Annotated in this window: 18 protein-coding genes; 11 read left to right on the top strand and 7 right to left on the bottom strand. The window is 50.4% G+C overall.

Annotation, left to right across the window (positions count from 1 at the left end):
- Nucleotides 1-2: 2 nt before the first annotated feature.
- Nucleotides 3-848, bottom strand: a complete 846-nt coding sequence (locus tag CLV60_RS09620) for an aldo/keto reductase (protein ID WP_106595169.1) — start codon at nucleotides 846-848, stop codon at nucleotides 3-5.
- Between the two features lie 189 nt (nucleotides 849-1037).
- Between CLV60_RS09620 and CLV60_RS09625 the strand changes: the two genes are divergently transcribed.
- Nucleotides 1038-1280 (top strand): transcriptional regulator, encoded by a 243-nt coding sequence (locus CLV60_RS09625; RefSeq protein ID WP_106595170.1) that lies wholly within the window; start codon nucleotides 1038-1040, stop codon nucleotides 1278-1280.
- Nucleotides 1281-1282: 2 nt separating this feature from the next.
- Here CLV60_RS09625 and CLV60_RS09630 read toward each other — a convergent pair whose 3' ends face one another.
- On the bottom strand, nucleotides 1283-3409 hold the full coding sequence (locus tag CLV60_RS09630; protein WP_106595445.1) for a type IA DNA topoisomerase: 2127 nt from the start codon (nucleotides 3407-3409) through the stop codon (nucleotides 1283-1285).
- A 589-nt stretch (nucleotides 3410-3998) separates the two neighbouring features.
- On the opposite strand from CLV60_RS09630, the gene CLV60_RS09635 reads away from it, so the two are divergent.
- Nucleotides 3999-4253: a hypothetical protein gene (locus CLV60_RS09635; protein WP_106595171.1), complete on the top strand. Its 255-nt coding sequence runs from the start codon at nucleotides 3999-4001 to the stop codon at nucleotides 4251-4253.
- 133 nt (nucleotides 4254-4386) lie between these two features.
- Nucleotides 4387-5343 (top strand): Fic family protein, encoded by a 957-nt coding sequence (locus tag CLV60_RS09640; protein ID WP_106595172.1) that lies wholly within the window; start codon nucleotides 4387-4389, stop codon nucleotides 5341-5343.
- A 52-nt stretch (nucleotides 5344-5395) separates the two neighbouring features.
- On the opposite strand, the gene CLV60_RS09645 is transcribed toward CLV60_RS09640, so the two are convergent.
- Nucleotides 5396-9079 carry a BamA/TamA family outer membrane protein gene (locus tag CLV60_RS09645; RefSeq protein ID WP_229210894.1) on the bottom strand — a complete coding sequence of 1228 codons (3684 nt, stop codon included), beginning with the start codon at nucleotides 9077-9079 and terminating at the stop codon, nucleotides 5396-5398.
- A gap of 162 nt (nucleotides 9080-9241) precedes the next feature.
- Between CLV60_RS09645 and CLV60_RS09650 the strand changes: the two genes are divergently transcribed.
- From CLV60_RS09650 to CLV60_RS09665, 4 genes are all read left to right on the top strand, one after another.
- Complete coding sequence (locus CLV60_RS09650; RefSeq protein WP_106595447.1) at nucleotides 9242-9940, top strand: response regulator transcription factor; 699 nt, start codon at nucleotides 9242-9244, stop codon at nucleotides 9938-9940.
- Entirely contained in the window at nucleotides 9924-11285 is a 1362-nt protein-coding gene (locus CLV60_RS09655) for a HAMP domain-containing sensor histidine kinase (protein ID WP_106595173.1), read from the top strand. Before CLV60_RS09650 ends, CLV60_RS09655 begins: the two co-directional genes overlap by 17 nt.
- 153 nt (nucleotides 11286-11438) lie before the next feature.
- The gene (locus CLV60_RS09660; RefSeq protein WP_106595174.1) at nucleotides 11439-11891 is read left to right on the top strand and encodes a hypothetical protein; all 453 of its coding nucleotides are present in this window, start codon (nucleotides 11439-11441) and stop codon (nucleotides 11889-11891) included.
- Between the two features lie 51 nt (nucleotides 11892-11942).
- Nucleotides 11943-12851, top strand: a complete 909-nt coding sequence (locus CLV60_RS09665) for a bestrophin family protein (RefSeq protein ID WP_106595175.1) — start codon at nucleotides 11943-11945, stop codon at nucleotides 12849-12851.
- 158 nt (nucleotides 12852-13009) lie between these two features.
- On the opposite strand, the gene CLV60_RS09670 is transcribed toward CLV60_RS09665, so the two are convergent.
- The gene (locus CLV60_RS09670; protein WP_229210895.1) at nucleotides 13010-13900 is read right to left on the bottom strand and encodes a hypothetical protein; all 891 of its coding nucleotides are present in this window, start codon (nucleotides 13898-13900) and stop codon (nucleotides 13010-13012) included.
- A 180-nt stretch (nucleotides 13901-14080) separates the two neighbouring features.
- Here CLV60_RS09670 and CLV60_RS09675 point away from each other — a divergent pair, with 180 nt between their 5' ends.
- The gene (locus CLV60_RS09675; RefSeq protein ID WP_106595176.1) at nucleotides 14081-17935 is read left to right on the top strand and encodes a PVC-type heme-binding CxxCH protein; all 3855 of its coding nucleotides are present in this window, start codon (nucleotides 14081-14083) and stop codon (nucleotides 17933-17935) included.
- Between the two features lie 69 nt (nucleotides 17936-18004).
- Here CLV60_RS09675 and CLV60_RS09680 read toward each other — a convergent pair whose 3' ends face one another.
- The 3 genes from CLV60_RS09680 to CLV60_RS09695 form a co-directional block, all read right to left on the bottom strand.
- Nucleotides 18005-18391, bottom strand: a complete 387-nt coding sequence (locus tag CLV60_RS09680; protein WP_229210896.1) for a type II toxin-antitoxin system HicB family antitoxin — start codon at nucleotides 18389-18391, stop codon at nucleotides 18005-18007.
- Between the two features lie 330 nt (nucleotides 18392-18721).
- Nucleotides 18722-18958 carry a hypothetical protein gene (locus CLV60_RS09690; RefSeq protein ID WP_106595179.1) on the bottom strand — a complete coding sequence of 79 codons (237 nt, stop codon included), beginning with the start codon at nucleotides 18956-18958 and terminating at the stop codon, nucleotides 18722-18724.
- A 72-nt stretch (nucleotides 18959-19030) separates the two neighbouring features.
- Nucleotides 19031-19618, bottom strand: a complete 588-nt coding sequence (locus CLV60_RS09695; RefSeq protein ID WP_229210897.1) for a YdeI/OmpD-associated family protein — start codon at nucleotides 19616-19618, stop codon at nucleotides 19031-19033.
- A gap of 172 nt (nucleotides 19619-19790) precedes the next feature.
- Between CLV60_RS09695 and CLV60_RS09700 the strand changes: the two genes are divergently transcribed.
- The 3 genes from CLV60_RS09700 (at nucleotide 19791) to CLV60_RS09710 (ending at nucleotide 21657) form a co-directional block, all read left to right on the top strand.
- Nucleotides 19791-19991: a hypothetical protein gene (locus tag CLV60_RS09700; RefSeq protein ID WP_106595180.1), complete on the top strand. Its 201-nt coding sequence runs from the start codon at nucleotides 19791-19793 to the stop codon at nucleotides 19989-19991.
- Nucleotides 19969-20403, top strand: a complete 435-nt coding sequence (locus CLV60_RS09705; RefSeq protein WP_106595181.1) for a putative toxin-antitoxin system toxin component, PIN family — start codon at nucleotides 19969-19971, stop codon at nucleotides 20401-20403. Before CLV60_RS09700 ends, CLV60_RS09705 begins: the two co-directional genes overlap by 23 nt.
- A gap of 129 nt (nucleotides 20404-20532) precedes the next feature.
- Nucleotides 20533-21657, top strand: coding sequence for a redoxin domain-containing protein (locus CLV60_RS09710; protein ID WP_106595182.1), 1125 nt, complete (start codon nucleotides 20533-20535; stop codon nucleotides 21655-21657).
- Nucleotides 21658-21674 lie beyond the last annotated feature (17 nt).

Raw genomic sequence — 21674 nt, forward strand, 5'->3', positions numbered from 1 at the left:
GATCAGGATAATGCTTTAAAATCTGCTTCGGATAACCGGATGTCCCCTCCCTGCAAGTTTTCTTCCAAATGTTTGAGCGAGCTCGTGCCGGGGATCAGCAGGATATTCGGGGCGCGTTGCAGCAGCCAGGCCAATGCGATCTGCGCCGTGGTAGCTTGGTGTTTCTCTGCGATACCCGAAATCTTGTGCTTCAATTTCTCGGGTCCCGACGCGAGCGGGTACCAGGGAATGAAAGCCATTCCGCGTGCCAGGGTGTAATCCAGCACATCTTCCCACCGCCGGTTACCCAGGTTATACAGGTTTTGAACCGAGACGATCGGTATTGTCTTCTCCGCCTGTTTAACCTGATTCACATCCACTTCCGATAATCCGACGTACCGGATTTTTCCCGCTTTCACTGCGTCCACCACCGGGCCAAGCGTTTCTTCAACCGGGAAGCGCGAGTCGACGCGGTGCAGTTGCCACAGGTCGATCACATCTTTTTTCAATCTTTTAAGGCTTCCGTCAATGGCCTGCCGGATATGCTCCGGGTGGCCATTGACGCGCCACTGGTTCGGGCCGGTGCGCTCAAAGCCGCCTTTGGTGGCAATGAGCAGGTCTTTGGGATAAGGAGAAAGCGCGTCGGCGATGAGCGTTTCGTTGGTATGCGGCCCGTAGGAGTCGGCGGTATCGATAAAATTGACACCTGCCTCAACAGCGGCGCGGAGCACCTTCTTCGCATTGTCGCGGTCGGGCGCGTCGCCCCAAACTCCCTGGCCGGTGAGCTGCATCCCGCCGTAGCCCAGCCGGTTGATCTCTATTTCTCCGCCAATTCTGAATGTACCGGCGTGTTGATGATAGTCACTCATATTGATTTGTAGTTAAAGGTCACTGCATAACAAACTGTCGAATGTCGCTTTTCATTCAAGGAAGCGGGGATGTGTGGCATACTCATTTTTCACAAAGCAAATGTCACGCCAGGTTGAGAGAAGACTGTTGGCCCGAAAACTTTGGCACGATTTTGTTCTTTTCAGACTAAAACCAAACATCATCAACAAATGGAAACGACAGTATTTGAGGCCCGTGCCAGGGAATTGGTCGACGATATCAAGGAGATTGTAAAAGTGAAGGGGATTAACCTCACAGACGCGCTCGAAGAGGCTGGGATCCCCCGGAAATCGTCAGACAGGATACTGAATAAAGGAGTGATGCCTACACTATCCGAATTTCTGGCGTTGTGCCAGATTTCGGGCATCACTTTTCATTTACCTTATGTGGAGACGACCAACAGCCCGATGTAGCGCTACCCGACTTCAAAATTGAAGTCGCCATTCATTACGAGCCGCGCGTCGATCGGGTCGGGGCTGCCGGGGATCTGGAGGCCTTTGATTTTGGTGGTTTTACCTTTGCTTAGCAGGTCGAAAATGTGCTTATCCGTCAGTTTTTTACCTAAAAATTCAAAAGGTATCTTAAAACCACAAGCCTGGAAATTACTGCATCCGTAGGCGGTTTTGCCTTTCTTTAGAAGGTGCTCCTTGCATTTGGGGCAATTAAGGGTTTCAATCGAAACGTCTTCTTTCGGCTCGCGCGGTTTGCGTTCTTTTTTGGGCTTTTCCTCTTTCTCTGCAACTACCGGCGCTTCTTCGATGATGGTAATCGATCGCGCACGTTCATTCTTTACCTCGTGCGTGAGCTTCACTACCATTTCAATCAGCTCCTGTTTGAAAGTATCCATTGCGTATTCGCCCTTTTCGATCAAACGGAGCTTGCGTTCCCAATGCCCGGTGAGCTCGGCGCTTTTGAGCAGCTCATTTTGAATGGTATCAATCAGGTCGATGCCGGTTTGCGTGGCAAATACATTCTTCTTCTTTTTCTCGATGTACTTGCGCTTGAAGAGCGTCTCGATGATGTTGGCACGTGTCGAAGGGCGGCCGATGCCGTTGTCCTTCATGAGCTCCCGCATCTCCTCGTCTTCGACCTGTTTTCCGGCAGTCTCCATGGCGCGTAGCAACGTTGCCTCCGTATATGCTTTGGGAGGGGAAGTTTTACCCTGATGCACGCGCGGCTCGTGCGGGCCGCGTTCGCCTACTTCGAAAATCGGCATTACTTTTTCCTCTTCGGCTTCTTTTTTGGCGGCATTGTCGTTCACATACAATTCCCGCCAGCCCAGTTCGAGGATTTGCTTGCCCGTGGCTTTAAATTCCACCTGCCCAACCATGCCTAGCACGGTGGTGTTGGATACCTTGCATTCGGGATAGAAAACGGCGATAAAACGTCTGGCAATCAGATCGTAAATGCGCTTTTCGTCCTGGCCGATATGCACAGGCAGCACGCCCGTCGGGATAATGGCGTGGTGATCGGTTACCTTCTTATCGTCGAAAACGTTCTTCGATTTGGGGATCGGTAAGCTGGCCAGCAGCGGAGCCGTGTACTGGCTGTAATAGGTCAGCTCGCGAAGGATACCCTCTACTTTCGGGTGCAAATCTTCCGACAGATAGGTGGTATCAACCCGTGGGTAAGTTACAAACTTCTTTTCGTAGAGGTTTTGAATGTGTTTCAAAGTATCCTCTGCCGAGTAACCATATTTTTTATTGGCCTCAACTTGTAAGGAAGTGAGGTCGAAAAGCCTCGGATTGCCCTCTTTGCCTTCCTTTTTTTCAAATGCAGTTACTTCAAAGTCATGCTGTTGCAGGTAGGCGAGGCCTTTATTGGCTTTTTCGACGTTCTTAATGCGGTCGATCGTCGCCGTAAACTCGGTTTCGCGGTAGATCGTTTTCAGTTCCCAGTATTCTTCCGAAACAAATGCGTCGATTTCCTTTTGCCGCTGCACGATCAGCGCGAGGGTGGGGGTCTGCACGCGCCCGATAGACAGCACGGCTTTTCCGCCCCCGAATTTCTTGGTAAAAAGGCGGGTTGCATTCATGCCCAGCAGCCAGTCGCCGATTGCGCGCGCGCTGCCCGCGGCGTAAAGGTTGTCGTATTGGCTGCCTTCGCGGAGTTTGTCGAAGCCCTCGCGGATAGCTTGTTCGGTGAGCGATGAAATCCAGAGCCGCTTGACAGGCACCGCACATTTCGCTTTCAGCAGCACCCAGCGCTGGATCAGCTCGCCTTCCTGGCCCGCATCACCGCAGTTGATCACCTCTTCACAGTTGCGCACCAGGTTTTCGATCACGCCGAACTGCCGCATGGCACCTTCATTGTCGATCAGCTTGATTCCGAAACTGGAAGGGATCATAGGAAGGTCTTCCAACCGCCAGGATTTCCATCGTTCGGTATAGTCGTGTGGCTCTTTTAAGGTGCAGAAATGGCCGAAAGTCCAGGTTACCTGATAGCCGTTACCCTCGTAATAGCCGTCGCGGCGCTGGCCGGCGCCGATCACTGCTGCAATATCTTTGGCTACGCTGGGCTTTTCTGCAATGCAAACTTTCATAGATTCCTTTCCTCGGCCGCTTTCTTTATGACCGGCGTGTCTGTTGTCGTTCCTTTTCAGGGGGTGCAAAGATGGTCATTTTTGTCCAGACTTCGCGCCGCACCGGGCCCGATTTACCTGCCCATCAACCGATGAAAATGGTCGTGAACGTCGAATTTTGACCGAATAATCAGTCTGACGAAAAATTTTTAAAAAAATTTTCAAAAAAATTTCGCGGTTTTTGATTTACGCGGCGTAAAAGTTCGGTGATTTTGGGTATTGGTAGAATCCACTCCAAATATAATTTGGTTTTAGGGTCCTGGTTTAGAATAAAATAGAAGTGTTTAATAGTGCTTAACAATAAGGTAACATAAGGGCTCGGCGGTACGAAATCTTATGGGGTGAAGAAAATGGAAATTTCGCAATTTTTGATTTTTGAATCTTTGAATAGTTATATCAAGTTTGCTTCTTTTCTCCTGCTTTTTGCCATATAGAGGCGTTGTACTATTTTGTTGTGAAGTACGCTGGACGTTTGTTTTCGGAATATTGTATTATATTTGTACTCGAAATACGATTGAGAACACAAGAAAAACACAAAACACTATTACCAATGAAAAATGCAAAAAACCTGCTAGCCGTTGCTTTGGTAGCAATCACTAGCGCAGCTTATGCCAACAACAATTCTACATATACAGTTGAAGAAAAAACCAAAGTAGCAGTTGTTAACAACACATTGCCTGCTTCGGCACCCGTTCTGGATAGCCCGGCACCGCAAAAAGTGAAAAATACGCCTGACACCAATTATAGCGCAGCTCAGAAAGCCGCTATCGTAGGCCTCCAATTGAAAAGTGTAACTACGAAGTAAGTGATTGAACCTGATAGGGTTCGGTTAAGATTGATTGATGGTTTTAAAAAGGGAGAAATTTTTCTCCCTTTTTTTGTGGGTGAAAAATTAATATCGGATAGGAATCAAAAATTAAAGAACCGATATTAGTGGGATGTTTGAAGTAGACCTCACCGATTTGCGCCCAATGCAGCCTGTGTTCGACCGGCTGTATGAAAAGCGCGACCAGATCAAAAACAGTCGCCCCATTCCTGCTTCTGCACTTGCGAAGATCCGGGAGGGACTCGCATTGGAATGGACCTATAACAGCAATAGCATTGAGGGCAACACGCTTAGTTTGCGGGAAACGCAGCTGGTGTTGCAGGAAGGTATTACGATCAGCGGAAAATCGCTTCGGGAGCATTTTGAGGCGCATAACCACGAGAAGGCCATCCAATACCTGTACGGCCTGGTGAGTCCCGATTATGCGATGCGGAGTATAGATATTCTTTCGCTGCATGGGCTTGTGTTGCGGTCTATCGAGGATGATTTTGCCGGGCGCATACGCGATGCAGGGGTGCGTATTGTCGGCGCGAATTTTACGCCGCCCAATGCGCGAAAGGTGCCGGATCTGCTCGATGAGCTCATCGGATTCACGAATGAGAACCCACTTGGATTGAATGATATTCTGTTAGCCACGGTTTTTCACCACCGGTTGGTTTGGATACATCCCTTTTTTGATGGAAATGGGCGGACGGTACGCCTCGCGATGAATCTCTTGCTGATGCGTGCGGGGTTTCCACCGGCGATTATTCTTAAAAACGACAGGCAGAAATACTATGAAGCCCTGAATCAGGCTAATAGGGGATCGTACCAGAAGCTCGGCGTTTTGATGGCGCAGGCTTTGGAGCGGAGCTTGAATATCTATTTGAATGCATTGCCGGGGTATGAGTATGAATATGAGCCGATTGTGCGCATTGTGGAGGAGCCGGAAGTGCCTTATGGGCAAGAGTATGTAAGTCTGCTGGCGCGGCAGGGAAAGATCGATGCTTACAAGGAAGGGAATGTTTGGTATACTACACGAGAGGCGGTGAAGGATTATATGGAGAATCGGAAACGAAAGCGTTCCTGATGCGGCCAGAGGCTTTGAAATAGCGGGGCGAACCGGGAGGTTCGCCCCATCATTATCTGAAAAAGCTGCCGATCGAGATCATTAGCAGAAGCGACTCCTCGTTGGAGGTTCCGGCGCTGATATTGAATGCAAATTGCTCGCGGAATGGCGTGATGTAGAAGCCGCCGCCGTATCCCTGGTGCCAGTAGTTGGCGCTGTCCGGGTCGTTTTTGGCCCAAACCCTTCCCAAATCATAAAATGCCCGCACGCCCATTTTTAGCGGAACGAAGGTATTCCGGGTTTCGGTGAGCTGCCAGCGCAGTTCGGTGTTGAGAAAGCCCTTGGATTCTCCGGTGAAGCGGTTGCGTTTGAAGCCGCGCAGATCGTTGAGCTGGCCGAGCGAGAAGAGTTTGTAAAATGGCAGCTGGCCTTTGGCGATGCCGCCCCCTAACCGGAGGCCGAGCGTGAGCGGGTTTTTGCTGTGGTTGGACAAGTACTGCTCCATTTCAAGTTCAGAGATAGAGGCCAGGTCGTTGCGGGATTGTGAAACGTGGCCAGCCTGCTGGGTAAGTTGCAAGCGGAAGCCGCGCTCGGGCAATGCGGCTCGGTCGCGGAAGTCGAGGTTGAGAATGCCTTTGGCGAATATCAAATGCAACTGCTCCACACCGAAGACATCCGGGTGGTCGGCCAGGTAACTGTTGTTTCTTCGAATGCCTTCGGCCAGCTCGTAGCTTCCGGTAACTTCAATTTTGCTCTGTTTCCAGAACTGTCGGAGCAAACCGGCCGATACGGCGAACGAGTTGTATTGCGTGCGGTAGTAGTTGGAAGGCAGGTCGTTGTTTTTGGGCGTATCGTTACCTACGCCGAAGAAAAAGTTGTAATTGAGCGGCCGTGAGAGAGTCACCTGCGAAATGCCGTCCCATTTACCCAGTAGCTGCCGGAACTGGTTGTTGTAACTAAACTCATAATTCCCTTTCACGCTGACCGACGCGCTGAGTGAATGCTTCGCGGCGAAGTCGGGCTTGCCGAAACGTTGACGGGTGAAAGTAACGCCGCCATGGACGGCGAAGCCTACGAACGGGTTGTAAGTAAGCAATGCAATGGGCAGATAGGTGTTGTATTTGAATGCATTACGGTCGTATTCGTAATAACGCTCATCAACGGGCTTCACCTCTCGTGCTTCCGTACCAAGCTCATGGTGCGGGTTGGGATCTTTTTCATAGATGAGCGTTTGTTTGCCGCCTTTACCCACTTCCGACCTGTCGGAAATGTAATCGTCGCCGCTTCCGCTAATAATGCGGACGAGAATCGACTGGTCGGATTTTCCTTGAATGTCGAAAACATCGTCTCCACCAAGTCCATTCAGTCTGATTTCCCGGGTTTCCACTGGGTCGAAAACGCGATGGTAGTAGGTTTTCGAAGTGTCCGCCTGCTGGCTTTGTTTGAAAACGTCGAAGACAGTCACCGTTACCTGCCCGTTCTTTTCGCGCATTACCTTGAAATATTCCGCCTTGTTGGATCCTACGACATCCACTTCCCTCGCCAGCAATGCGTAATACTCGCCCGCATACCTTTGAAGGTCGCCGATGCGTGCTTTCAGTTTTCGCTCGATTTCGCGGCCATCCTTCTCATAAATCTCGGAGGGCATGTTGTGCACTGCTGCGGTAATATCCTGTTGCTGAATGGCGTTCTGGATTTCTGCGGCGGCTTTTATCCAATCCGCTTTGGTCAGCTCGCTGCCCACGAAGCGGTCGAGGTGGCGGGCTTGCCACATGAGGCTGCGGAGCCCGTGAATGCGTTCGGCGAAGTTTTCGCCGTTAGGCATGCCCCATTCGCGGTCGGCGAGCCAGGGGATAATACCATCCCAGCGGGAGAATGCATGGTCGCGGTCGCGGGGGATGGGGCGATAGAGCTCCCCGCCATCGGTTTTGTAGCCTGCCCATTTCCAATTGTCTTCGTGCTTGCTCCAATCGCCGATCCAGAGGTCGAACATGCGTGCCCGGGCGAATTCGGCCTTGTCGACGCGATTGTCGTGGTCGTGGTAGAGTTTGTTGAAGAGTTTGAAGCTCTTTTCAATGTCTTTGGCGCCCGCAAACACTTTCGGTTTGGCGATTTTATCGGTCGGTCGCTCTTCCAGCATGCCGAAAAGGTTGCCGTATTGTTCTTTGAATGCACCCAATTTATTGTCTTTGGGTAGTACAAACAGTTCAGGACTGGCATGCAGGATTCCGATCCTGTCGAGCAGCGGCGCTACCGCCATGGCGCCATAGGGTTGCTGGGTGGAGGTTTGGTCTTTGAGCACTTGCGAAACGACGGTCCCGCGCAGCTCATACGCAAGCGCGCGGAAGGGGTCCTTATCCACCGAGCGGAACACATATTCTTTTCCATTACCCGCCACGAGTTTCAGGGAGGTTGTTTGCCTGCCGCCGCCTTTTCCGGCGATGACCAGTCCGCCGAAGGTCGTGTCCATATCCAGATAAGGGACATTAACAGGTGTCGTCCAGGAGTCGCGGTAGTGTTTTCCGAACCATTTTTCCTTGAAGCGCTTGCTGGCATATTCGCTGCCCGCGGCAACGGTGGCTGGCTCAGGGCGCGGCGTATCCATTTTGTCGGAAGGCTTGATCACCGGGTTGCACGGCTGGAAAAGTGCGTTGGCAGTGCCTTTGCTTGCATTTTCGCAGGCAGACGCGAAAATCGGGCCGGCTTCTTTTTTCGAAACCTGGACGCCATTCACCAGCCAGTGTTGATAGGCTACCCGGCCATTTGAAGAATAGGTTATTTCAACAAAACCGGCTGACGAGGAGGTTAATGCGGCTTTGTTGCTATGCGCAATGAACGAGCCGCCTGCGACCCCGCCGCTGTTAATGAAGAAATTGTTGTCTTTCTGCACAACCGACTGGTTGCGTTCATGCCCGGAGGCAAGGATCACCGAGCTGTAATCCTGCAACACGCCATTCACTTTGTAGCGGTACACGCCGAGATTGGCGTTTGAAATGTCGCGATCGGTGCCGATGTTCTGCCGGAAACCAACCAACGCATTGCCTATCAGCGGAGGAGAAAAATAGGATGCTGCTGAAAACCTCCCGCCATAATTTCCCAGCGATTCAACCGGAAAATGGGAGATTACGAGTACGTTTTTATCGGTCGTTTCATCGAGAATACCTTCCAGCTCTTCTACGAAATTGTCGGTGTCGGCAATAGTGCAGGCGTCGGAGGAGGGTTTGGGCTTATCATGCGGATGGTTCCACCACTGGGAGTTGACCACGACGACTTCGAGCATCGGGAAAGAGACCGTCCATGGCCCGGGGCAACCGTGGCCCAGAAATAATTGAAAACGCTGGTGCTTTTCGCGGTCGAGCGCCTTTTCCAATGCCATGACCCTTTTCCATCCCTCCTTGCCCGAATCGAGCCATTCGCGGTCGCCCTGGTTGAGCAGCATATGCAGCTCCGGGTTGCGGTCGAGTAAGCCATTGGCCTTCCTTTTCCATTCGGCGACCTGTTCGATCGTCATCTGTTCTGGAAATGCGTCGCCGTTGAACACCCACAGCATCGGCCCCGGTTTGGTGGCGAGGTAATTTTCGATAATAGGAAAAATGTCGGCAGGATTTTCAAAGTCGGCTGTGTTGCCTGTAAGCACCACTTTGAAATCGGTGGCGTACAGGTTGGAGGCAGCCAGAAAGATAAGTAATACGGACGCGGCGAAGCATTTCGCGCAGATTTTGAGTCCGTTAGAGGTGCGTGGTAGAAGAATAGCCAAGGTATGGGAGCGTTGCGAGTGAAAACACTGACAATTTAATAGTAATCCCTGCGGATTGAAATGGTACCAACCACGGAAATGTCGGAAAAATGTATTGCCATGAGGTTTTTTTATACCTTACACTTTAAAACCTCTATTGCAATGCCGTTTTCCAAGCTACCCATGAAGCTCTTGCTCGTCGAAGATGAGCCTAATGTGATATCCCTGATCCAGCGCAGCCTTACCGCCAATGGCCACGAGATTACGATTGCTATGGATGGGCAATCGGGGCTGCAAATGGCTTTGCAACACCAGTTTGATGTCATTATTCTCGATCTGATGATCCCGATCATTAATGGTATGGAGGTGTGCCGCCGCGCGCGCCAGGCGCAGGTCACCACGCCGATCCTGATGCTGACTGCCCTTGGTACGACTGAAAATATCGTGTCGGGCCTTGATGCCGGTGCGGACGACTATATGACCAAGCCTTTCAAGCTGGCCGAACTGGAAGCGAGGTTGCGCACGCTCATCCGCAGGGGCAAGGAGCCGGAAAAGGAGAAAAACGATAAAATACTGACATTAGGCGATCTGGTGCTCGATAAGGTAACGAAGACGGTTAAACGCGGAGGGCAGCCGATCGAGCTGACAGCCACTGAATTCCGCCTTTTGGAATACCTTCTATCCAATACCAACCGCGTTTTGAACCGAATGGAAATCCTGGAAAATGTGTGGGATATTAACTTCAATCTGGGCACGAATGTCGTGGACGTATATATCAACTATCTCCGGAAAAAAATCGATAAAAACCATGATATCAAACTGATACACACTGTGTTCGGGATGGGGTACGTGGTCCGTCAGTCGTATGAAGATACAAAATAAGATCGCTCTGATTTTTACGGCATTGTCGGCTGGCATTATCGTGGCATTGAGCGTATTCGTCTATTTTTTCGCTTCTGAAAGTATCGCTACGAGTTTTTTTCACCGGCTCGAAGTGCGGTCGGATATTGTGGGGCATGCGGCTTTGCAGGAAAACAAATCCCTCACATCCATTTATTACGATATCAAGGAGCGGCATCTTGGCAGTTTGCCCTATGAGAAGCACCGCATTTTACCCGGTCAGCCCGATGAAGCGACCAAAAAGCGGCTCGCTCTGCCGTCGTCATTTTATGAACCTGCCCAAAATAATATTCCGGCGAGGTTTTTCAATCACGACACCTCCTATGTAGTGCTTCGCGTCGCGCGCGATAACCGGCATGTAATGGTGGTATCGTCGGCGCTCGATACTTACGGAATGCAGGAAATGAATAACCTGAAAAACCTGCTGCTGATCGGCTTTTTCATCGCGATGGTTTTTGTGTTCACATTCGGGAAGCTGTTTTCTAATGAAATCTTCAAGCCGATCCGCCGAATTATCCGCAATGTGAAGGGTATTAATGCCCATAACCTGCATCAGCGGCTTGTCGTAGAGCCTACCGACGACGACGTCGAAGCGCTTTCAAGGACCTTTAATGATATGCTCGACAGGCTCGAAGTGACTTTTGAAATGCAGAACAACTTCGTCAGCAACGCCTCGCACGAATTCCGGACGCCTTTGACGGTCGTGAGCGGAGAGGCCGAACTGGGCATGTCGATACCCGGTTTGTCCGATGCCGCCAAGGAGTCGTTTTTGAATATTTATAAGGAGGTCGAAAAGCTCGAACACCTGACCAACAGTATGCTCAGCCTCGCTCAGACCGGTTTTGACGGGAAGAAAGAGCAATGGGAAGAGGTCCGGATCGACGAACTGATTCTTTCGGTGAAAGAAGCCGCCGACCGCATCATTCCTGAAAATCAGGTGGCGATTGATTTCGACAATCTGCCCGACGACGAAGGCAAGCTCACCGTGAACGGAAACCTGGCATTGCTGAAAGCCGCTTTTTCCAATATCGTGCTCAACAGCTGCAAGTACTCCGACAACAAGCCTGTCACCGTTAAGATCAGCGCCGACAGCAAATACGTGATTGTGGAGATCACCGACCAGGGCATTGGCATTCCCGACCGTGAAATAGGGCAGATCTTCGTGCCGTTTTTCCGGGCCTCCAACACAGCCCGTTATAAAGGTTACGGGATCGGCTTGCCGCTGACGCACAATATCATACGGATGCATCAGGGTAAGGCTGATGTCCAGAGCCGCGTGGGGGAAGGGACGCGCTTCACCACCTACCTGCCTTTCAAGTATTTTTGAATACTCTTATCTCATTTTAATATTCTTACTTCATTCTAATAAGTCTCTCACTACATTATAATGCAGCTCTTAAACAGGGCTAATGTCTCGGCCGTAACATTGTATTGTTGATTGATTATCAACGCATTGTTAACTTAAAAAGACGGCATTTATATGAGAACAGTGGTGATACCAACGGACTTTACAAATGAAGGCATTCAGATCGCCGAGGCCATTGTGAGAGATATCCGCGACGAGGTGCGCGTGGTCTTCACACACCTTTTCCACGTGGCCGACGACATCCAGGACCTGCTCTTTTCCACCTATCGGGAAAAAGAATATGAACTCGTTCCGGAGGAGTTCTGGCAGGAATGCAGGATGCTCAAAGATACCTATTCGGATTTGGCCAGCATCAAGATCGACTTCTTCTACGGCAACAAGCTCGCACTTCTGAAAAATTTCCTGGAATACTACGAGACCGACTATATCGCTTACTCCGAGCAGTACGGCATTCCGAAGCTCACCCGGAGCAGTCTGGACGCGTTGCCGGTCCTGAAAAAGACAGGCTATCCGATGATCAACACCGATATGGTACGGATTTCGTCGCTGGCCGACAGCTACCGGTAGGGTACTCTGATTTGACAATGAGATTGTGAAAAAGGTAAATAACAGCGAATTATGCTTCTCAAAAAGAATATCCCCATAGGCTATATATTTGGTAAAATTAAATATGAAATCCTGTTCGTGACGATCTACGGTATTGCTATCGAGGTCATTTATCAGAACTTTCATATTACCAATATCTCGATCCCGATGACGGTACACAGTGTACTCGGGACGATTATCTCGCTCCTGCTGGCGTTCCGTTCCAACCAGGCCTACGACCGCTGGTGGGAGGCCCGGATCGTGTGGGGGGCTATCGTGAACGACTCCCGGACATTCGCGCGGCAGATACTTTCATTAATGGAGGATCCGCTGGACCCGGACCGGATCGACGGTTTCAAGAAGCGGATGATCAAACGCCAGATCGCCTGGTGTTATGCGTTGGGTAAGGGCTTGCGCCGCGACGATCCCATGCCGATGGTGAGCAAGTTCGTGTCCGAGGAAGAGTTGGAATATCTCAAAGACTTTGATAACAAGCACGTTGGCCTCGTGCAGCTGCATGCACGTGACCTGAATAATGCGTTGAAGCAGGGCTGGGTAAACCCGTACCAACAGGTGGAGCTCGATCAGACGCTCACGCGCTTGTGCGATCATATGGGTAAGTCGGAGCGGATCAAGAATACCGTGTTCCCGTCGACTTACAGTCTTTACATTCATCTGGCATTACACTTCTTCATCCTTCTGTTACCGTTCGGGCTCGTGCAGCTTTTCGGTTTCCTGATGGTGCCGGTGCTGGTGGTGATTACGGCGTGTTTCTTCCTGATCGAAAAAATGGCGATCCATTTGCAGGATCCATTCGAGAACAAGCCGACCGACACGCCTGTATTGTCGATCTCGAGGAATATCGAGCGCGATTTGAAGCAAATGATGCGGGACAAGCACGTACCGCAGGCTTTCCAGCCCGAGAAGTTTTATATTTTGTAAGGAATGGTGCGAAGCTCTTGCTTCGAACTCACTTATTCGCAGGCCTCCGGCCGGTCAGTACCGAAAAAGCGATCATCGCACGGTATCGACCGGCCGGAGGCCTGCGAATGGTATACACGAAGCCTTAGCTTCGCGCCAGCGGCACCTGGGCGCCGCTGCTATTTTTGCTTCATGCCATTATGAATATCGACGAGGATATGATGATCATCCCGCACCCAGTTTCCGCTTTGATATTTCTTGTGTTTCGCAGTAAACAGGTAATCCTCAAACATATCATAGGCCTTGTGCGCCTCTTCGACCGAGTAGAATGATCCCAGCCAGGTGGCTGGGATTTTATCTTTTTTGACCACACCGACCCCGACATTATAAAGCTTCACAATGCCCGGGGAAAACTCCATGGAGATATAATCCTGCTCCCTGACCTGGGCGCTGCTGAGGATCGATGCCGTGTGTGATAAATAGTTGAGCAGCCTGGCGCGGATTTGCCCTTCACTTTCCGATTTCACGGGTTTGATGCGCCACCAGTTGTTTTTTTCAAAGTAAGGATCATCCTGGAAACGGAGAAGCTTATGGCCGTATTCGATCAGTGAAACACTTTCACTTGGGGAGATCTCGAAGTTGATCAGCCGCATGCCATTACCTGCATAGGAAAAGAAGACGCCGACTTCCTCCGTCTTGCGGTTCGAAGTGAGAAAAATGGTGTGGGCGACGGTGTCGAAATCCCATTTTCCGGCTGTGTATTCGCCGGCGGTTCCCACCCGTGTGAAGGTACTGTCGGGGAAGAAAGAGATCAGCATGTTATGTTTATTACCCGCTTCGAATTGTCTCAAAGGTTGCCCATCGGGTTGAACGATTCCCTGCTCGGTGATACTCACGCCGGAGATCCGCCAGGTACCCAGCATATTTGCGGGTTTCGGTTTAATGCGTTCCTCCATAATTTCGCGGGGCTGCCGGGTTGGACGCTTCGAGGAGCCGGTGCGGTAAATGATACCGTGATGCTGCATCATGGTGATCATAATGAAGAGAATGAAGAGTTTCAGGGATGTCATGGCGCGGCTGTTGATGGGGGTTGTATTACCCTCAAGTTAGGTATTTTCTTTTAATCAAATTGAAGTAAACAAGCAGGAACATGAAATATTGAGTAATTCCGGGGTACTTTTTACTTATCTGCGCATATCGGGATGGTCATACTCCATCCGTATTTAATCCTAAACCCAGGACTTCTGCTCATGAACTTGCTCAGGTTGCTACCGCTGCTGTTTGTTTTTGTATTATTTGGATTTGAAGATGATTTCCACCGGCCCGCAACCGAATACGCGGCGACTCCTGCTGATACGCCGCTGCGTGCCGTGCAGGATGCCAAAGGTGAAACCATCAGTATTTTCAGAGGTAACGAGTCCAAGCCGATACTGACGCAGAATGCGAAACCGGATTTTCGTCCGTACCTGCACCCGCTCGTAGCCCCCGACGGCAAAGGCGTTCTCACTGAATACAGTCCGGGGCACCATAAGCACCAGACCGGCATTTACTGGGGTTATACCCGTGTGAACGGCCGTGACTATTTCCATCACCCAAGCGATGGCTACTGGAAAAAAGTATCGGCGAGTGTGATCGAAGGAAAAGGCACGGAAGTGAAATGGCAGACTGTCTACAACCTGCTCGATTCTACCGGAAAGGCCGTACTGACCGAAACACAAAACTGGTCGATGCGCGTGAAGGACGGTAAATACCTCCTCGACCTGGAATGGAACGGTGAGGCCCAAACCGACGTGACCATCGGCAAATACGATTATGGCGGCCTTTTTGTGCGTATGCCCTGGAAAGAGGGCATTAAAGGCGCGGTGATGAATGCGGCCCGCCAGAAGAACGAAAAAGCGGAGGGGCAAGCTGCCATGTGGGTGGATATTGGAATGCAGGTAGAAGGACGTACCGATTTAGCACACATTGCGATTCTTGACCATCCGGGAAATAAAGGATATCCGCAAACCTGGCGCGTGGACGGGCAGCTGGGCGCAGGTCCGGCGCGGGCACGTAAGGGCGATTGGCATATCAAGAAGGGTGAAACTGAGATCATCAAGCACGAGCTGGTCGTTTACACCGGTGATTTCAAGGATGTGGAATTAAACAAGACATTCGGCGAATTCATTGGTAATACAGGCCAGTATAACACTACGGCTCTTTGGGCATTAGCTCAGAAGGAGGGTAGGGAGGCTAAATTTCTAAGCGCGCAGGAGGCAGTGGCCGCGATGACGGTCAAAGAGGGTTACCAGGTCAATGCATTTGCTTCCGAACCCATGATGACCCAGCCGATGGCATTCTGCTGGGACGATCGGGGAAGGATGTGGATTGCCGAGAACAAAGACTACGAATCGCGCGGGAAAGGGTTTTCCAATGCCGGCACGAGCCGTATTCTGATCCTTGAAGACACCGATCACGATGGCGTGGCCGATAGCAAGAAGGTATTCATGGAAGGCATCGCATTTCCGGCTGCACTGGCGGTTGGCTTTGGTGGCGTGTTTGTTGGCGCGCCGCCTAACCTGCTATTTGTGCCCGATAAAAACGGCGACGACAAGGCAGATGTCGACGATATCGAAGTGCGCCTTACGGGCTGGGGCATCCGCGACCGTCATGAGACGCTCAACAGTTTCCATTGGGGCCCGGATGGCTGGTTATATGGCTTGCAGGGATTTGCAACGCCTTCCAAAGTGGGCAAGCCGGTTGGGAAAGGTAAATTATACCGGCATAACGATGCATTTCCGGAGAACATCGAGGTCGAGGACGGCGTCGATATCAATGGCGGCGTGTGGCGGTACCATCCTACAAAACGGAAATTCGAAGTGGTCGCTCATGGTTTCAGCAATCCCTGGGGCATTGATTATGATGCAAAAGGCCAGCTGTTCATCACGGCTTGCGTAATCCCGCATTTATGGCATGTGGTGCCGGGCGGGATTTACCACCGGCAGGGCGGGCAGCATTTCAATCCGTATGTTTACAATGATATCAAAACCATTGCCGACCACAGCCACCGCTCGGCGCACGGCGGAGCGCGCATTTACCTTTCGGATGCATTTCCGGCTTCGGAGCGCGGCAAGATATTCATGGCCAATATCCACGAACACGGCATTCTTTCCGACCAGCTGGTGCCGAAAGGCTCAGGCTTCTCGGGTAAGCATAGCGACGATTTCCTGATGGCCAACAACGCTCAATGGGTCGGTTTCAGCATGGAGATAGGGCCCGAAGGCGGCATGTACATTCTCGACTGGCACGACGCCGACATTTGCGGCTCGGACGTGCTCAACTCCGAAACCGGCCGGATTTTCAGGGTTATGCCGAAAAATTCGCTCGCCGAAAACTGGAAGGGCCGCTACGACGACCTGAACAAACTCAGCGACGCCGATCTTGCCGCATTGCAAACCAGCAAAAGCGAATGGCACGCCCGCCGCGCCCGGGTGATATTGCAAAGTCGGGCCGCGACAGGTAAGATTTCTCAGGATGCGGTGGCAAAATTGAAAACACTATATCAATCCAGGGACAACGCCGACAACCGCCTTCGTGCCCTGTGGGCTTTGAAAGTGACTGATAATCTGGATAATGGTACATTAAAACAGGCATTGTCGGACGGGGACGCTCATATACGCGCCTGGGCGATCCAGTTTTTGTGTGAGGATGTGCAGCCGGGAATGGAAGTCCTTCATCAGTTTGCGCAAATGGCGGTAAGCGATCCGTCGCCCGTGGTGCGGCTCTACCTGGCGTCTGCGTTGCAACGCCTGGATGCTAACGCAAAATGGAGCATTACCAAAGGTTTGCTTGCACACGCCGAGGATTCGCAGGACCATAATTTACCTAAAATGATATGGTTTGGGATTGAACCCCTGGTAAAGGATAATGCGGCAAAAGCATTGGAACTGGCTGCTGGGAGCAAGGTACCGATGGTAACCCAGTTTATTGCGAGAAGATTGGTAGATGCCGATCAGAGCAATGCATTGTTAGCAACCGTCGCTAAGTCAACCGCCAACCGGGTCGACATTCTGACCGGTATGCGTGACGGTCTCGAAGGGAGAACCGACATTAAAACACCAGAAAACTGGAATATGGCCTACGCCAAATTGAAGCAGGCGGATAAACCCACCGCTCAGCTTGCCGCGGATCTTGGTCGTCACTTCGGCGACACCGAATCGGCGAAAATTGCTTTGGCGACATTGAAAAACAAATCTGCCTCGTTATCGGAACGCAAGAAGGCTCTGCAATCTCTCGCGGTACGCCAGCGCTCCGAGCTTGCGACGGAGCTCCCCGCATTGCTGAATGACAATGCATTGCGCCTGGAAGCAATCCGTGCCGTAGCCGGTTACGACAGCGAACCATTGGCAAAGCAACTCATAGACGCCTATCCGAAATTCAATGCGCAGGAGAAATCCGAAGCCGTCCAAACTCTTGCTTCCCGCCCGAAATCAGGCTGGCTCCTTACGCAAGCCATTTCGAAGAATGTAATCCCTAAAAAGGATGTACCTACCTACGTTGCCCGTCAGCTTCGACGGGTTGTCGGCAGCGGCTTTGTGGAAGTATGGGGGCCGATAGATCATGTCGCATTCGATGAAAAGGCCTACAAAAAATACCGCACCCTGCTCACCGACAAAGCCGTAGCCGACGCCAGCAAAACCCAGGGGCGCCTCGTGTTCCAGCGTACCTGTGCGCCCTGTCACAAGCTGTACGGCGAAGGCGGTATCATTGGCCCCGAGCTCACGGGCTCCAACCGCGCCAACCTCGACTATCTCCTTGGCAATATCCTCGACCCCAGCGGTGAAATCCAGGACGACTACAAAATGGTCGTCATCACCACCCGTGACGGTCGCACTTACGTAGGTAATATTGCCAAGGAAACCGATAGACAGGTGACACTTCGCATTGTGGGGCAGGATGCTGTTCTGATCAATAAATCCGACATTCAAACCCGCGAGGTCACGCCGTCATCGATGATGCCGACCGGCTTGCTGGATAACCTTTCCGAGAAGGAAGTCACAGAGCTGATCGCGTATCTGCGGACCACCACGCAGGTACCGCTGACCAAGACCAGCGGCGGAAAATAAACAACAATGGCGCGAAGCTCCGGCTTCGTGCCGCCTATTCGCAGGCCTCCGGCCGGTCGGAAATGCGAATCACCGTTTGAGGCCAAACACCTCATTACCCAATTCCTGATGTGACGAAGCGTACTGCAAAACCGACTTCACAAAATCATTTAACGTGACATCGTATTGAGAAGCCAGTAACGCGATTTTTTTATGTAAATCAGACGAAATCCGCACGTTGAAAACGCCTTTGTAAGGCTTTTCAGGTGACTTTCCCAAAGCCTTACAAGTTTCAATATAATCATCAACGGCCTCCTTCATTCCCTGTTTGAGTTCTTCCACAGAGGTCCCTTCAAAAGTTATTAGGTCGTTCACACCGATCAGTTTTCCGAAGAATATTTCATCGGCGGCGCTATAATGAATATTAGCCGTAAATCCGTCGTAGGATAGCGAGTTGACCATTTTAGATTTGTCCATTTTCTTTAAGTATTGTAAGGATCTGTTCGATCACGTATAGTTTCACAATAGGAGTAGGGTGGGGTTTGTGTAAGGAGATGATTCGCATATGCCTATCGGCAAACTTGACTCTGGATCCGCCTGTCTTGCCGCAGGGAAGTTCGTTGTAGCCGTAAAACTTCAGAACCAGCACTAGTTCCTTCCAGGTAAGGTCTTTGGGTTTACCTCTGAACCGCGAGAGCAGTTTCTCAATTTGACTCATAAGTTATAGTGTGTAACTGAAAATTAGTTACAAATATAGCGCTATGATTGAGGCTTCCAAAAAAGTTTTGCTCACGAATTTCCACGGTGCTAACTCAAAGCTTCATCATCCTCAACCCCTTCAAAATAATTCAAAACGGTCATCAGCGGCAACGTTGTCTTATCCGCTGCATTCGACATCTGAATCACCGCCCGGTCAATGGAATTAGGATCGAATCCTGAGAAATAGCCTTCAATCACTTCGCCCGGCCGGAGCTGATAGGAAATTGCCTTGTTGAGGTATTTGGATGCGCGTTTTTGCAGGCCGGTAAGTTGTGGGGCGGACATGGTGATATGAGTTTGCATGGTCAGTGAATGCGGGCATTCATGCTAGCAAAGGTATCAACGGCGAAAAAAGTTTCACCGTGGGTGATTCGCGCGTTCGTTGCGCGCAGCCATTTCCACGGACTGTGTAATGCGTTTTTGCCGTGTTTCAGGTCTTTTGGCATTCAAAATCCATTCCAGGATTAGTCTTTTGGAAGAAGGGGCGAATCTGGCGAAGTTTTCGAACGCCGTCTGATTGGCATCGAATGCCTGTTGCAGATCGTCGGGGATGATCGCATTACCCGCTGTTTCAAGGGCATCCCAGGCACCGGTGTTTTTCGCGAGATCTATCATCGCCTGGCCTTCGGGACGCATCAGGCCTGCCGCGGTCATCCGGGCGGCGCGTTCTTTGTTCACGATACTCCATTTGCTTTTTGGGTTGCGCTTCGTGAATGTGAGGTAAAAGCTTTCTGCATCTCGTTTGATGGCCTTGCTATCGATCCAACCGTAGCACAATGCGTGCTCGATCGACTCGTTGTAGCCGATACTGGGCGTCGGGCTGTCTTTATGGTAAATGATCAGGAATACAGCGTCCTTCTTCCTGCCATTTTTTGCCAGCCACGAGCGCCATTCCTTGTTGCTTGGTGCCTGGATTGCTTCAATACCATTTTTAGTTTCCATCATTGCCTGGTTTGGTTTTAGGTTTATGCAAAACTAAATGGACCGCATGACAGCCTAATGTCAGGAGGTTTTTTAGTAGGGTATAAAAAAGCTTGCCATTTGCTCAGCCGTTTGAAAATCGGATTTCTATGTTAAACTCTGAAAATTTAAATTTGGAAAACAATCAAAATGAGTCATGGATCACAAAAACGTTATCAAATCATTTCATAGAGTTTCGGAACGGAGAGAGCCTGTTAAAGACCGGGATGCTTTTCTGAAAAAAATGGATAGGCTTTTTGAAGAACTGGATGCAGAGCTTCCGGATATCGAAATGTCAGAAGATGAAATTCAAGCTGAGATAAACGCATACAGGGATGAGAAAAGGCGTAACGGTTAAAGTTGTTCTGGACGCCAATTGGTATGTTTCTGCTTGTATTAATAGAAAATCGCGTCGCACGCTATATCAATATATTCTTAAAAATGTCGGCATTAAGGCCTATTACTCACAGGAGCTTCTCACAGAGTTTGCCGATGTTATTTCCCGGGCTAAATTTCGGAAGTACGTAACATTGGAGCAGGCCGAGCGCCTTAAAGCCATCGTGCTAAGATTTGTAATCAAAGTGCATATTGATTCACAACCTTGCGTGGCGAGGGATGTATGCGACAACTATCTACTTGGTTTATGCGAATCTTGTAGGGCACATTATCTGGTCTCCGGAGATCGGGATCTTCTGATTCTACGAAGCCATAAAGCTATATCAATCCTGACTATGGGGCAGTTTATTCAAGTCGTCGGTGTTATTCACTAGCAACGATCAGAAAATTGAAATGGCCTCCTCCCTTTTTAATGAGTAACTTTCAATAGTACAAAACCAGTATTTTGTTGCAATGTGCCCGCTTTTGGTTTAAATTCATTACTCAACCAAAAAGCCTGGACTATGCGTGTATTTCACAAACTGCTGTTAGCTATTACATTGTGCGTCACGGTATTCGGTGCATTTGCGGCCGACCAGCCCGAAACGTTGAAGATAGGCGCCCAGGCTCCTGACTTTAACCTTCTCGGGGTCGACGGTAAGCGATATTCACTCAAAAGCTTTGCTGGTGCGGATATCCTGGCCATCGTATTCACCTGCAACCATTGCCCGACCGCGCAGGCATACGAGGAGCGTATCAAGAAGCTTACGGCCGATTATAAAGCCAAAAAGGTTGCGGTAGTGGCGATATCTTCCAATGATCCTAAGGCGATTCTGCTTGATGAGCTTGGCTACACCGATATGAGCGATACCTACGACGAAATGAAGCTCCGGGCGAAGGATATGGCTTATAATTTCCCTTACCTCTATGACGGCGGCGACCAGAAGATCGCATTGGCGTACGGCCCCGTTGCTACACCGCATATTTTTATTTTCGATAAGGCAAGAAAACTGCAATACAACGGCCGGATCGACGATGTGGAGAAGCCAACCGGAACACCGAAAAACCTGGACGCAAAAAACGCCATTGAAGCATTACTCGCAGGAAAGCCGGTGCCAGTACCTGCTACCAAGACATTCGGCTGCTCGATGAAATGGGCGTCGAAAGAGGATAATGTGAAGAAAGAACAAACTGCCTGGGCAAAAGAACCCGTAACGCTGGAAACAATCGATGAGGCAGGTTTGAAAGAACTAATCCAGAACAAATCGGATAAGCTACGCCTTATTAATGTATGGGCAACCTGGTGTGGTCCGTGTGTGACGGAGTTTCCGGATTTCATGGTGATGCACCATATGTACCGCCGCCGTGATTTCGAATTTATCTCGATCAGCGCGGATAATCCCGATAAAAAGGACAAAGCGCTGAAATTCCTGCAAGGCAAGTTCGCTTCCAACAAAAACTATATTTTCAATATCGAAGACAAATACAAGCTCATCGAAGCGGTAGATTCGAAATGGCAGGGCGCTTTACCGTATACCATACTTGTAGAACCGGGCGGCAAGATCGTCTATTCGCAGCAAGGGCCGATCGACCCCGCGAAAATGAAGAAGCTCATCGTGGAGAACAAGTATGTCGGACGGTACTACTAAACCATATTCAAACAACC

Source organism: Dyadobacter jiangsuensis, from assembly GCF_003014695.1.
In the GTDB taxonomy this organism is placed as follows: Bacteria; Bacteroidota; Bacteroidia; order Cytophagales; family Spirosomataceae; genus Dyadobacter; species Dyadobacter jiangsuensis.